We start from the raw sequence: 13,767 nt of genomic DNA on the forward strand, positions 1-13,767 counted from the left end.
CTTATCTGTAATCCTTGAAGCGTTCCAGCAGAGTGATTACAGCTTCTTTGTTTGGCAGAGCAATGAAAACGGTGTCATCACCGGCAATAGAACCAAGAATCTCCGGCCATTTCATGTAGTCTACGGCAAAGGCAACAGCCTGCGCTGTGCCCGGCAGCGTGCGGATTACCACCATGCTGTCGGAAGCACGTACACTGACGATAGAATCGTTAAAGGTACGCTCCAGACGCTCCATGGTCAGCATCGAGCTGTGCTCCTTCGGATAAGCATAGTGATAATGTCCGTTGGCATCCGGCACCTTGACCAGCATCAGTTCCTTGATATCACGCGAAACCGTAGCCTGCGTAACATCAATGCCCTGATGACGTAAAGCGGAAGCCAAATCCTCCTGCGTTTCAATTTTATTGTTGTCAATAATCTCTTTAATTTTAGCGTGTCTGGTCATTTTCATAGTCAATCACCTCTAAAAGCAAAATATTTCTATGTCTTACTTTCCTATAATCATGATACTTCTATAAAGGTTATGATGTATAGTAATGCCTTACGTATTTATTTATGTAGATTTAGTAGTCCTGGTGACGTATACAATAGTGCCTTATCATGCGCCGCCGCGCCCTGTACATCTATCCTTCGTCTACGTCACGGCACACGAGAAGGTACCGGAGACGAAGAAGGGCGACGATGGCGTACTACTGCTACGTCGAGGAGCCCTAATGACGTATACGGTGCCTTATCGTGCGCCGACTTACAGATTGCGCATTAATTTCTGTTGCCAAGTCTGATAATAATCGCGTCGCGTAAGTCTTACAAACTTCATCTCGTAAGGCGATTTGGCGATATGCACACTGGTATCGTTAGGCACCTCGATAACATTTTCGCCGTCAGCCGAAAGCAGCATTTCCTCACTGCCGGGAATCGGCCTGAGCTCTATTGTTTCCGACATAGGAATAACAAGCGCTCTGTTCGTCAGCGAATGTGCGCAGACAGGAGTAATGACGCTGACATCAAGCTCCGGCATAACAAGCGGTCCGCCTGCTGAGAGAGAATATGCCGTAGAACCGGTTGCCGTTGCGATAATCAGACCATCTGCCGCATATTTACCGGATAAACGTCCGTTAATAAAAAGCATCATATGCGCCAGCTTGCTGAACATGCCCTTAGCCAGAACTAAATCATTGAGCGCATGCGCCGTAGCAAGCAGCTTATCGCCGCAGATAACTCTGGCCTGCAGCAGACTGCGGCTTTCTAGCGTATAGTTGCCCTGTGCCAGACGGCTGATAGCCTTATACATACCCTGCAAATCAATCTCTGCCAAAAATCCCAGCTTGCCGAAGTTGATACCGAAGGCAGGCACATCGAGCGGTGCAAGGTGGCGCGCCATCTGCAGCAGTGTACCGTCACCGCCGAGGCTGACACCATAGTCCAGCGTTTTCAGCGTCTGCGGCTCACTTTTATTGTAGCTGCTTACGCCATACTGCTGCGCCACATCCACAGGCAACACCGGCTCAAGTCCCCAGTCCTTGCAGAGCTGAATAAATTCCGGCAGAGCAATGCAGACGTTTTCTTTACCAAGGTTGGGGAAAATCCCTAAACGTTTCTTTTGCATCTCATGCCTCTGTCTTTTCTGCTTTCTTATCTAAGTCGCCATGACTGCGGCCTACCAGCTGTGCTACCTGCTCGCTGCTTACGGCATCGTCGTCACCAAGCGTCAGGTGCAGCAGATATTCAATATTGCCCTCCGGTCCCTTGATAGGAGAAAAGTCTAAACCGGCAATGCCGAAGCCTTCACCCTTGGCGAAGCTGATGACGTTATTGATAACCTGCTCATGTACGGCAGCGTCACGTACAACGCCCTTCTTGCCGACATTTTCCTTGCCTGCTTCAAACTGCGGCTTAATTAAAGCCACTACAAAGCCTTCAGGCTTAAGGATTTTGTGTACCGCCGGCAAAATTTTATCCAGCGAAATAAAGGCTACGTCGATAGTTGCAGCATCCACCTGCTCGGGCAGGCTGTCTGCTTCCAGATAACGCACGTTGGTGCGCTCCATGTTCACTACACGCTCATCGTTGCGCAGCTTCCACGCCAGCTGACCGTAGCCTACGTCAATCGCATACACCTTTGCCGCACCGTTCTGCAGCGCGCAGTCGGTGAAACCGCCGGTAGAAGCACCGATATCGGCAACAACCTTGCCTTCTACGCTGATGGGGAAAATCTGCAAAGCCTTCTCCAGCTTCAGACCGCCGCGGCTTACATAGGGCAGCTTGTTACCCAGCAGACGGATAGTAACCTCCGGTGCCACCGGTGTACCCGGTTTATCTATTTTCTGTTCATTGACCAATACCTGTCCTGCCATAACCGCAGCCTGCGCCTTGGCACGGCTTTCAAACATACCACGGTTAACTAACAGAACATCAAGTCTTTCTTTTTTCACTCTTCTTCACCCTTTACAAATGCTGCAGCCTTGGCAGCAATGGTTGGCGTATCCAGTCCCAAATCACGCAGCAGCAGCTTTTTGTCGCCATGCATAACAAATTCGTCAGGAATGCCGAAGCAACGTACATCACACTGCTCCAACAGTTTATTTTCATTAAGCTCTTCAAGAATTGCGCTGCCGACACCGCCTGCCAGTACGCCTTCTTCCAGAGTAATAATCTTGCCGTAGCTTTGCGCATGCTCACGCAAGAGTTCAACATCCAGCGGTTTGGCAAAACGCATATTCACAACACCTGCGCTGATTCCCTGCGCTTCCAGCAGCTCCGCTGCATCAAGAGCAGTCTGCACCATGCTGCCAATCGCCCAGAAGCAGACATCCTTGCCTGTACGCAGCACCTCTGCCTTACCAATCGGCAAATCCTGCCACTGCGTATCCAGCGCAACGCCCACACCGCTGCCGCGCGGATAGCGCACGGAAACAGGTCCGTCAAAATCCAGCGCTGTTTTCAGCATGTGCTGTAGCTCATTCTCATCCTTCGGCGCCATAATGGTCATGTTGGGAATGCTGCGCAGATAAGCGTAGTCAAAAACGCCATGATGCGTATAGCCGTCATCACCGACAAGACCGGCACGGTCCAGACACAGCGTTACGTGCAGCTTCTGCATGCAGATATCGTGCATGATGGAGTCATAAGCACGCTGCATGAAGGTAGAATAAATTGCCGCCACAGGCTTCATTCCGGCAGCAGCCATGCCTGCAGCCGCAGTAACCGCATGCTGCTCAGCAATACCTACGTCAAAGAAATGGTCCTTATGCGCCTCGGCAAAAATATTCAAGCCGGTGCCGTCAGGCATCGCAGCAGTAATACCCACGATTTTATCGTCGATATCAGCCAGCTTGCTCAAGGTTTTACCAAAAACCTCGGTATAGCTTACGGGTGCATTCGGATTAGTAATTTTTTTGCCGGTAGCAATATCAAAAGGTCCGGTACCGTGGAACTTATTGGGGCTTTCTTCCGCAGGCTTATAGCCCTTGCCCTTTTTCGTCAGCACGTGTACCATAACCGGTCCGTCAATCTTTTTGGCAGCCTGCAGTACATCCAGCAGGCCATCCAGATCATGTCCGTCAACCGGTCCCAAATAAGTAAAGCCAAGCTCTTCAAAAATAGATGTCGGCACCATCAGGTACTTTACGCTGCCTTTCAGGCGGCGGATAGCCTTCAGCACATCACTGCCGAATTCCATATTTTTGAGCCAGCCCTCAATATCATTTTTAATTTTATTATATGTTTCGCCTGTACGCAGCTGATAAAGATATTCGCTCATCGCGCCCACGTTTTTGGAAATAGACATTTCGTTATCGTTGAGCACAACAATCATATTCTTATGCAGCATACCGGCATTGTTCAGTGCTTCGAAAGCCATACCGCCGGTCATGGAGCCGTCACCGATAACGGCTACGACATTATAATCCTCACCCTGCAGGTCGCGGGCGCAGGCCATGCCCAATGCCGCAGAAATAGACGTACTGGAATGACCGGTACCGAAAGCATCATGCTCGCTTTCGCTGCGTTTGGGGAAGCCGGAAAGACCGCCGTATTGACGCAGCGTAGGAAATTGTTCCCTGCGTCCGGTGATAATTTTATGGATATAGGCCTGATGACCTACGTCGAAAATAATCTTATCTTCCGGCGTATTGAAAACCTTATGCAAGGCCAAAGTCAGCTCTACTACGCCCAGGTTCGGCGCCAGATGGCCGCCGGTGTGCGAAATAACGCTGATTAAAAGCTGTCTGATTTCCTTAGCCAGCTGCTCCAGCTGCGGCACGGAAAGCTTTTTGACATCAGCCGGTGAATTAATTTTATCTAAAAATTTATTCTCTGCCATAATTACTTCTTTCTGTCAGTCATCAGGCGAGTAATTTCACGTAACGGCTCTGCATTCTCGCCAAACATTTCCAGACATTCCAAAGCCTCTGCCACAGTCTTTTCTGCCAGCTCGTGTGCTGCCTGCAGGCCGTACAGTGTTACATAAGTAGATTTGTGGTTCTTGGCATCGCTGCCTACCGGCTTGCCAAGCTCCTCCTCAGTACCTTCGACATCAAGGATATCGTCGGTAATCTGGAAGGCAAGTCCCAGCAAATCAGCAAATTTGGTAAGAGCCAAAAGCTGCTGGTCATTAGCACCGGCCAGATGCGCACCGCCGCGGATGGCAGCAATAAAAAGCGCACCGGTCTTGCCCGCATGCAGTTTGCGCAGCTCCTCCGGCGTAATCTTTTTGCCTTCAAATTCCAAATCAAGGCCCTGACCACCAACCATGCCAAAGTTACCGGCACACATAGCCATTTCGCGTACAGTTTCGATCAAAACCTTAGGATCAACATTCTTCTGTTCAAGCATTACCTCAAATGCCAAAGTGAGCAGGCCGTCACCGGCAAGCACTGCCATAGCTTCACCAAAAACTTTATGATTGGTCAGACGGCCGCGACGATAATCATCGTCATCCATGCACGGCAGGTCATCGTGAATCAGAGAATAGGTGTGAATCATTTCCAGACCGCAAGCCACAGGCAAATAATTGTAGCCCTTGCTGCCCACAGCCTCTGCCGCAGCCATCAGCAGAATCGGACGGATACGTTTGCCGCCTGCCATAAGGCTGTATTCCATTGCTTCATCTACCTTGGAAATACCCTTTTTGGCAATTCTGTTCTTCAAATAGTTTTCTACCAGTTTTTGCTGGTTAGCATAATAAGCCTTAAAATCCATTATTTTACCTCCAAATCCTGGAATGCTTCTAATTTATAGCCAGCGTCATTACTGTCGGTAACGACGATTTTTTCAACCTCCTGTTTCACTGTTTCCAGTCTGCTGCTGCAGACGCGGCTCAGCTCCACACCATACTTAAAAACATCAAGCGCCTTATCCAAAGGCAGCTCACCGCTTTCCAGAAGCTGTACCTGTGCTTCCAGCTCGCTCAAGGCATCTTCAAACTTTATGTTCTTTGCAATCTTTTTCGCTACCATTTCTTACCGCCTTTCTACCTGCTGTACAACCGAGGTTATCACACCATCTGCTACTGTCGTCAGCAGCTCGTCTCCCCATTTAAGTTCATCAACACTGCTTACCAGCGTATAATCAGCTTTCTGGCTCACAGAATAGCCACGCGCCAGCACTGCCAGCGGACTGAGGCTATCCAATCTTGCTGCTGCCAGCGCCAGCTTGTGCTCGTCCTGCTGCAGCTGCAGCTCTAAGGCTTCACGCAGTCTGCGCGAAGCAGTATCAAGACGCTGCGCTTGGTCGGCAAAAAGCCTTTCCGGGTCACGCAACGCCCACGAATTAACTAAATTATCCAATCTGCGCTGCTGCTGCGTCAGCAAAGCTGACAGCAGACTGCGCGCACGCTGTTCCAGATAGGCAACACGCTGCTTGTAGCCTTCAACATCTGCCACCACCAGCTCCGCGGCCTGCGACGGTGTCGCAGCCCTCACATCAGCAGCAAAATCACACAGCGTAAAATCTGTTTCATGGCCTACGGCACTGACCACCGGGATTTTAGAAGCAGCCACCGCTCTTACGGTAACTTCTTCGTTAAAGGCCCACAAATCCTCGATAGAACCGCCGCCACGCCCCACAATCAGGACATCAGCCAGTTTTTTGCGGTTAAAGAATTCAATAGCCGCAGCAATTTCCGCCGCAGCGTCCTCGCCCTGCACCTTAACAGGATAAAGCAGAAGCTTTATGCCTTGATTTCTCCTGCGTGACACTGTTATGACATCACGCACAGCGGCACCTGCAGGAGAGGTAATAATACCCACAGTGCGCGGATGCAGCGGCAGCTGCTGTTTACGTTCAGGCGCAAACAGGCCGGCACGTTCCAGCTTCTGCTTGAGCTTTTCGTAAGCCTGCATCAAATCGCCCACGCCCTGCTGCAGCAGTAAATCAGTATACAGCTGATAAACGCCGTCGCGTTCATAAACAGCCAGCCGGCCAACTGCTACCACAGTATCGCCGTTTTGCGGCTGAAAGCGCAAATTAATAGCCTTGCTACGGAACATTACGCATTTGAGCACCGCACCGGCGTCCTTCAGCGTAAAGTAGCAATGACCTGATGGATAGCGCTTAAAATTGGAGATTTCACCGACAACCTGCAGATTACGCAGCTCCGGCTCCTGCTCCAGTATATGCTTTATGAAATTATTTATTTCGCTTACCGAATAAACAGCTTCAGTCATTTTCTTTATGTAATCTCCAAGCAACAGCGGCACAACCGCTGGCATTATCACAGCTGAAGCGGCCTTCCGGCACCCACAGGCGCACACGGCGCTTCGCCAGCTTTTCTTCAACGTGTTTGCGGATGTACTTGTTGGAGCCGACGCCGCCAACCAAAATCACATCTCGCACACCATATGCCGCTGCACCGTTGCGCAGCAGACGGGCAAAGGTTTCCGCCAGCGTATACTCTACGCCCAAGGCCAGAGAAGCAGCATCTGCCCCCGCCTCCAGCTTGCGCATAGCTGCAGTTGCAGGTCCCGATAAGCTCACATCCAGCTTACGCACAGACACCGGCAGCTCCAGCGGTTCCTCCGCCTGCGCAGCAAGCTGCTCCAGCGCCGGACCGGTCGGAAACTGCAGTCCCAGCGCCACACCGATGCGGTCCACAAACTGACCGGCATGCAAATCCAAACTGCCGCCAACCTGCGTCAGGTTGTAGCGGCTGTCCTCACGGCGTTCGCACAGCAGCAAATCAGTAGTGCCGCCGCTGGCATGCAGCAGCAAAAAACGCTCCGCCTGCGGTCCGCATGCCGACCAAAGACCGGCCTCCAAGTGATTTTCCTGGTGGCTGATGACCTCCAGCGGCACCTTATAGGCAGCCGCCAGGCTGCGAGCAACGCTCATACCGGCAAGAAACGCCGGCATATAGGAGTCCGCGAGCGGACGCGGATAACCGCTGACACCGATTGCCGCCAAGGTGCAATCCTTATCGGCAAAGACCTCCTCCACCAAGCGCGGCAGATTGCGTGTATGCTGAAAAACCATCTCGGACTGCTGCAGGCCGCAACGCCCAGGCTTAACGCTCAAAATCTGTCTGGCCTCGGCAAGCAGACTGCCATCCTCCACCAAAAGTGCTGCAGAAGTAGTATAACAGCTGGTATCAATGCCTAGATAAACCTTTTGGCTCATTTTCTTGCCAGCTTACCTAAAACACCATTAATAAAGCGCGGAGATTCTTCGGTACCATAAGCCTTGGCAATCTCCACTGCCTCATTGATAGCAACACCTGCAGCCAGAGCAGGCTTTTCATGGCGCATTTCAAAAACTGCTACGCGCAGGATATTTCTGTCGGTAGCAGGCATGCGCTCTACAGTCCAGTCAGTTGCACAGCTGTTCAAGGTCGCATCAATAGCCTCTTTGTTTTCTACAACACCGTTAACAAGCACCATAGAATACTTCTTAACATAGTTTCTGGCACTTGCTGCCCCCAGCTCCTTATGCTGGTCCAAAGCCTTGTCTACCGCAGCCTCCGGATGCAGCTCCTCGTGCTCATCTAAAGCTGCGTCAACAGCCTGTTCTACCTCATTACCGGTAAAGTCTATTTGGAATAACGCCTGTAAGGCAACCTCTCTTGCAAGTCTACGAATCATTTGCACACTCTCCTTGTATAAAAAATATTAATAAATATCTTGTATGATGATGGATTCAGATTAGGCAGATAGTACCTTATCTTTCGCCGCTACCGCTTTTATCTGTGATAGCCTGGCGGCAGCAACCTATCCAACCACTCCAGCAAATCCTCTTTTTTATCCAGCTTGAAACCGATAAAAAAGCCCAAGCCGATGCAAAGCATCAAAAACAGTGCCTGGAAAAAGCCCAACCACAGCACTATCACGCCAATAAATAAGCCAAATACCGAGCACAGCAGGCGGCCGCGATAATTATTCCAGATATCATTGAGAATATCGTTCAACATAGCTTCTGCCTCCTATTCTTCCTTTGCCTTAATCTGTTTGAAGAACAGCTCTATTTCCTTAACCTCTATACCGGTAACCTTTTTAATCGTCTCACGGACATTAGTCTTAATCTCACCGGAGGTTTCCGGAATATTTATGCCGGGTTCAATCGAAGCATTAATGCGTACATCAATGCATTGATCCTCCAGCTTCACAATAACCTTTACATGATGGATGCCGTATATTTCCTGCGACAGAACAGCAATATAATCCTCCAATGCGCCCTTGCCTACAAGCACCTTGCCCTTATCGCTGTCACTTAGCTTCAGCGAGCTTACGCCCGTCAGTCCCAGACCGGTAATCAGCAGGCGCAGGCTTACCAAAAGCATAATCACGCCGCCCACAGCATAAACCCAGTTGCCCGGGATATGGCTAATAAACGCTACCATACCGGTATCCGAAAAAACGCCCAAACTGCACAGCAGCGTCAGCACTGATGCTACTGCCATCAATATCGTATACAGTGTCAGGATAATTCTATCTGCAATACCCATAACCGTTAATCCTCCTCTAAAAATTTCCTATGCTTTTCGTCCATATCCTCCTCCGGCGGCAGCTTAAAATCATGGTCATCATGCAGATTAACCAGCTGCTGCTCAAAGGAATTGGCCTCCGTTGCTTCCGCACTCTTAGCCTGCGCCTGCAAAATTTCCGCCATATCAACATCAGATGAGCTTTCCTTTTCCAGCTCACTTGCGCGCCGTTTTGCTACGCCTTCGACATTGACGTCCACAAACTGCACCTCATAACCGGTCATCGCCTCAATAGCATCCTTAACCTTTTCCTGTACCTCCAGAGCAATCTCTGGAATGCAGCAGCCGTATTCGACATTAATATAAACGCTGGCATTTACCAGCTTGCCTTCAAAATGCAAGCGTACACCTTTAGAAGCATTTTCCTTGCCCAAGAAGCGGTTAATGCCATCTGTCAGGCCACCGCTCATGCCAACAACGCCGGGAACCTCCTGTGCCGCCAGACTGGCAACGATACAGATAACCTCGTCAGCGATACGGATATCGCCATATTCCTCACCATCCTGGGCCTGTGCTGCTTCGGCAGCAGCTTCAGCGGCTTCTGCAGCCTTGGCCCTGATAGTTTCCTTTATATTTTTTTCTTCCATATCCGGCACCTCCTGCTCGCTTACGCGCCAGCCAAAATGCAGCAGCGTAATGAAGACAGTTATACATTTTTATCTTCTTATTATACCACATTTTATGCAATCCGTATGCATAAAATGTATAAAAAATAACTGCTTAGCCTACTTATGATTAATTCTGCTTTTCGCTTACTATACATGAGCAATACAAGAGAACGCAGTACTTCACACATCATATGCTGCAACGCAAAAAGACCACTCCGCAGAGTGGCCTCTAAGCTCAATTTAAACTTATAATTACAGCGCTGCTTTAACCTTTGCAACCAGGTTTTCAACAGTAAAGCCGTATTTTTCCATCATTACATCGCCAGGTGCAGAAGCGCCGAAGGTGGTAATGCCCAGAACATTCTTTTCAGTGCCGGTGTAGCGGCTCCAGCCGTACGGCACACCAGCTTCAACAGCAAATTTAGTTACGCCTGCAGGCAGAACGCTTTCTTTATACTCATCGCTTTGAGCATCAAAAGCATCCCAGCAAGGCATAGATACAACGCTAACGTCAATTCCCTCTTCAGCCAGCTTAGCCTGTGCAGCCAATGCCAGATGAACCTCACTGCCGGTACCGATCAGAACAGCCTTAGCCTCGCTCTTAGCCGGGCTCAGTACGTAAGCGCCCTTATGAGCGTTTTCATGGATGGTTGCTGCATAATCGTGCAGAACGGTCAGCTTTTGACGGCTCAGCAGCAGGCAGGTCGGCTTATGTTTGTTCAGGCAAGCCTGTTGCCATGCAGTAGCAGTCTCCAGAGCGTCAGCCGGACGGATAACGCTTACGTTCGGAATCAGACGCAATGCCATAGTGGTTTCAATCGGCTGATGAGTAGGACCATCTTCGCCCAGCGCAATGCTGTCGTGAGTCAGTACGAATACGGACTGAATGCCCATGAGTGCTGCCATACGGATGGTCGGACGCAGGAAGTCAGCGAATACCAGGAAGGTGCCGCCGAAGGGAATGAAACCGCCATGAAGGGAAATGCCGTTCAGAACGGTACCCATAGCGTGCTCGCGAACGCCAAAGTGAATGTTACGGCCGGTTCTGTCTAGCTTGGAGAAGTAACCGCCGGTTTTCATGATAGTTTTGTTGGACGGGCCAAGGTCAGCACTGCCGCCAACCAGCTCAGGCAACTGTGCAGCCAGAACTTGGATAATATCGCCGCTTGCTTCGCGGGTAGCGTTCTTAACGGTATCCTTGAAGATTGCTTCCAGAGCAGTCAGGTTAACCATGGAGTTGCCGGCAATGCGGTCTTCCAGTTCTTTAGCCAGCTCAGGATATACCATCTTATAGTCATCCATCAAAGCATTCCAGGCAGCTTCATTTGCAGCGCAGCCATCCAGCTTAGCAGCAAAATATTCTTTAACCTCAGCAGGTACATAGAACATTTCCTGTGGCCAGCCGGCTTTTTCTTTGGTAGCTGCCAATGCTTCACCACCCAGCGGCTCGCCATGGCAGGACGGGCTGTCCTGTTTCGGGCTGCCGAAGCCGATGTGAGTACGTACAATAATCAGAGAAGGATGCATAGTATCAGCCTTAGCTTCTTCGATAGCTGCCTGCATAGCGTCAACATCCTCGCTGCTTTCTACGCGCAGAACCTGCCAGCCATAAGCCTTGAAGCGGGCTTCAACATCCTCAGTGAAGGCAATATCGGTGCTGCCTTCGATAGTAATCTTGTTATCATCATATAAGTAAATCAGTTTGCCCAAGCCAAGGGTACCTGCCAGAGAAGCAGCCTCGCAGGAAACGCCCTCCATCAGGTCGCCGTCAGAGGTCAGACCAAAGGTATAGTGATCAACAACCGGGAAATCAGGTTTGTTGTACTTTGCGCCCAGCATAGCTTCGGCAATAGCAAAGCCAACGCCCATAGCAAAGCCGTGGCCCAGAGGACCGGTAGAAACGTCAACGCCGGGAGTCAGGCCGAATTCCGGATGGCCCGGAGTTTTGCTGCCCCATTGACGGAAGTTTTTCAGCTCGTCCAGGGACAGGTCATAGCCTGCCAGGTGCAGCATAGCATAAAGCAAAGCGCTGCCGTGACCCGGAGAAAGGATGAAACGGTCGCGGTTGAACCATTGCGGGTCAGCCGGATTATAATTCATAAAGCGGTCCCAAATAGTGTACATCAAAGGAGCTGTACCCAGAGGGAAGCCAGGATGGCCGGATTTAGCCTTTTCTACCTGGTCTGCTGCCAAAAAGCGAAGAGTGTTTACACATGCCTGATCAATTTTCTGCATCGAGAAAACCTCCATTTTTCCAAAATTATCTAAACTAATTATATCATATTTCCCTATATTGTCTACACTTTTTCGTTAAAATTGTAAACTATTTACACTTTTAACTGAATCCCTAAGCGAAGGAAATAAAATTGATTACGAAATTCTAAGCAAGCAAACGATGAATAAATTCTAAAATTAACCAGTGATCCTATAAAAAGCACTCACAATTAACAAACAGAAAAAGCTCAAAAAACACAATAACCATGCGCTTTCCGAGCTTTTTATTCTTTTCTAGCCATCAAAGATGGGAGTATATTACACTCATAGGTATTTTTCAATGGATAAAATTTTAAAAAGCTAAAGAGCTAAGCAAGATGTAAAGATTTTACAAAAACTAGGTTTACTACTACCTAACGAAAGTAGCATTAAGCATAGCCAAAAGAAAATTTTCACTTCACATCAAAACGCCCAGTTCAGCTTCACGTCCGCCTTCAGCTCACGGTCATGCTCGCCTTCGAGCCAGGCACCCTCCGCCGTCGTAGAAAGGTTTTTCGTCAGCTTCAGCGTTCCGCTCAGCATCAGATGCAGATAATCCTTGTCGATATCATACGAGTAGTGCTGCCCGGCTTCAGGCTGACCTTCCAATGTGTAACCATACTCAGGCGCCTCACCCGCAAACACCCGCTTATAGCCAAGGCGAACAGCGTAATTACCGTTTTGCAGCTCACGCCGCAGCTCTACACCAGTCTCCCCGGCCAGATAATTATTGTTTATAGAAGGGTGTACAAGATCAGGATAACCAGGAATAGCTTGACGGTAGCTCTTTTGCATATAGCGTGAAGCCTGCACATTCACATAGGGCGAAACATGATATATCTTGCCATCATCATGATGCAAATCATACTTATATTCGCCGCCCAGTTCTACAATCTGACCGCGATACTTTACGTCATCCCAAGGACTATTAAAATGATTGCCCAGCTTACCATAGTTCACATAACCATATTGCTGCACAGCTCCGTGCTGCTTACCTATGTACGCACCAATGCGCCAGTCCTGCTGCAAGGCCTCGGCGCCGCCGCCATTAAGCTCCGTATGATTATACATGCCATACATACCAGTGCGCGTCTCCTTGCCCGTATTCATATCCATGCCTGCAGCTACAGAACGGCTTTTGCCACTTACAGCATCATCGTAATAGCTCTCCCATTCACTAAAAGAACGCAGCCACCAGTCCACATCACTGTGCTGCACCTGCGGATTCCAGATAGCCTGCAAGCGTCCGCCTGCGTAGCGCTGCATAGCAGTAGAGCGCTGCGCCTGCACTAGCTGCGACGTTTGTAGCAGCTGAGCATCAGCAAAATCATCAGCCTGAGCTGCTGCTGCAAGGCTCATGGAAGCCAAAAGTGCTACTGTAAAAATCTTATAGTTTTGTTTCATAATGCTTTCCTCCCTTAAATTTTCCCCGTACTGCCGAAGCCGCCTGCACGTACAGCCTTCTCCACCTTATCGTCGTCGTCAACGGTCAGATAGTTGTAGAAAATGCCCTGTGCAATGCGTTCGCCCTGCGGAATCGTCACTGCCTCACTGCCCATATTCAGCAGTGCCACCATAATGTGACCTTCGTTATCAGCATTATTATAATAATCGGCATCAATAATACCGACATTATTAACCAGCATCAGATGCGTCTTTACCGCCATGCTGCTGCGAATATGCAGACCAAGGAATTCTCCGGCCTGCATATAAGCCTTCACACCTGTCGGCACCAGCACCAGCTTGCCCGGCTCCAGTACAACCTCTTCGGCAGCGCTGATGTCATAACCGGCGCTGAACTGTGTCTTGCGCTCCGGCATGGGGAACTCAACATCAATATACTTGGCAACCTTTTCAAAACCACGTGTTTTCATTAGTAACTCACTCCTATTCTATTACCCCCTTCCGCCTCGCTATGCTCGGCACCTTCCC

The 13,767-nt window shown here is 49.7% G+C and carries 15 protein-coding genes; all 15 read right to left on the bottom strand.

All coding sequences use genetic code 11. The features are described from left to right. Nucleotide 1: 1 nt before the first annotated feature. Nucleotides 2-451: an arginine repressor gene (gene argR, locus BN587_RS04245; protein WP_021719906.1), complete on the bottom strand. Its 450-nt coding sequence runs from the start codon at nt 449-451 to the stop codon at nt 2-4. Nucleotides 452-745: 294 nt separating this feature from the next. Beyond that, complete coding sequence (locus BN587_RS04250; protein WP_021719907.1) at nt 746-1,606, bottom strand: NAD(+)/NADH kinase; 861 nt, start codon at nt 1,604-1,606, stop codon at nt 746-748. A 1-nt stretch (nt 1,607) separates the two neighbouring features. Continuing rightward, nucleotides 1,608-2,432, bottom strand: a complete 825-nt coding sequence (locus BN587_RS04255; protein WP_021719908.1) for a TlyA family RNA methyltransferase — start codon at nt 2,430-2,432, stop codon at nt 1,608-1,610. Continuing rightward, nucleotides 2,429-4,321: a 1-deoxy-D-xylulose-5-phosphate synthase gene (dxs, locus tag BN587_RS04260; protein ID WP_021719909.1), complete on the bottom strand. Its 1,893-nt coding sequence runs from the start codon at nt 4,319-4,321 to the stop codon at nt 2,429-2,431. The genes BN587_RS04255 and dxs overlap by 4 nt, the downstream gene beginning before the upstream one ends. 2 nt (nt 4,322-4,323) lie before the next feature. After that, on the bottom strand, nt 4,324-5,199 hold the full coding sequence (locus BN587_RS04265) for a polyprenyl synthetase family protein (RefSeq protein WP_009145018.1): 876 nt from the start codon (nt 5,197-5,199) through the stop codon (nt 4,324-4,326). Beyond that, nucleotides 5,199-5,456 (bottom strand): exodeoxyribonuclease VII small subunit, encoded by a 258-nt coding sequence (gene xseB / locus BN587_RS04270; RefSeq protein ID WP_021719910.1) that lies wholly within the window; start codon nt 5,454-5,456, stop codon nt 5,199-5,201. The genes BN587_RS04265 and xseB overlap by 1 nt, the downstream gene beginning before the upstream one ends. A 3-nt stretch (nt 5,457-5,459) precedes the next feature. Then, nucleotides 5,460-6,665: an exodeoxyribonuclease VII large subunit gene (xseA, locus tag BN587_RS04275; protein WP_021719911.1), complete on the bottom strand. Its 1,206-nt coding sequence runs from the start codon at nt 6,663-6,665 to the stop codon at nt 5,460-5,462. Then, a complete protein-coding gene (locus tag BN587_RS04280; protein ID WP_021719912.1) occupies nt 6,658-7,614 on the bottom strand; it encodes a Kae1-like domain-containing protein in 957 nt (318 codons plus the stop codon). Before BN587_RS04280 ends, xseA begins: the two co-directional genes overlap by 8 nt. Further along, nucleotides 7,611-8,075, bottom strand: a complete 465-nt coding sequence (nusB, locus tag BN587_RS04285; RefSeq protein WP_009145022.1) for a transcription antitermination factor NusB — start codon at nt 8,073-8,075, stop codon at nt 7,611-7,613. Before nusB ends, BN587_RS04280 begins: the two co-directional genes overlap by 4 nt. A gap of 98 nt (nt 8,076-8,173) precedes the next feature. Beyond that, on the bottom strand, nt 8,174-8,401 hold the full coding sequence (locus BN587_RS04290) for a DUF2273 domain-containing protein (RefSeq protein WP_021719913.1): 228 nt from the start codon (nt 8,399-8,401) through the stop codon (nt 8,174-8,176). Between the two features lie 12 nt (nt 8,402-8,413). Next, nucleotides 8,414-8,935: an alkaline shock response membrane anchor protein AmaP gene (gene amaP / locus BN587_RS04295; protein WP_021719914.1), complete on the bottom strand. Its 522-nt coding sequence runs from the start codon at nt 8,933-8,935 to the stop codon at nt 8,414-8,416. 5 nt (nt 8,936-8,940) lie between these two features. After that, nucleotides 8,941-9,561, bottom strand: coding sequence for an Asp23/Gls24 family envelope stress response protein (locus tag BN587_RS11815; protein ID WP_021719915.1), 621 nt, complete (start codon nt 9,559-9,561; stop codon nt 8,941-8,943). Between the two features lie 273 nt (nt 9,562-9,834). Beyond that, nucleotides 9,835-11,817 carry a transketolase gene (gene tkt, locus BN587_RS04305; RefSeq protein ID WP_021719916.1) on the bottom strand — a complete coding sequence of 661 codons (1,983 nt, stop codon included), beginning with the start codon at nt 11,815-11,817 and terminating at the stop codon, nt 9,835-9,837. 441 nt (nt 11,818-12,258) lie between these two features. Beyond that, nucleotides 12,259-13,239 carry an autotransporter outer membrane beta-barrel domain-containing protein gene (locus BN587_RS04310; protein WP_021719917.1) on the bottom strand — a complete coding sequence of 327 codons (981 nt, stop codon included), beginning with the start codon at nt 13,237-13,239 and terminating at the stop codon, nt 12,259-12,261. A gap of 14 nt (nt 13,240-13,253) precedes the next feature. Further along, nucleotides 13,254-13,709, bottom strand: a complete 456-nt coding sequence (gene dut / locus BN587_RS04315; RefSeq protein WP_021719918.1) for a dUTP diphosphatase — start codon at nt 13,707-13,709, stop codon at nt 13,254-13,256. Between the last annotated feature and the right edge of the window lie 58 nt (nt 13,710-13,767).

Origin of the sequence: Phascolarctobacterium succinatutens CAG:287, from assembly GCF_000434895.1 — a bacterium.
GTDB lineage: Bacteria > Bacillota > Negativicutes > Acidaminococcales > Acidaminococcaceae > Phascolarctobacterium_A > Phascolarctobacterium_A succinatutens_A.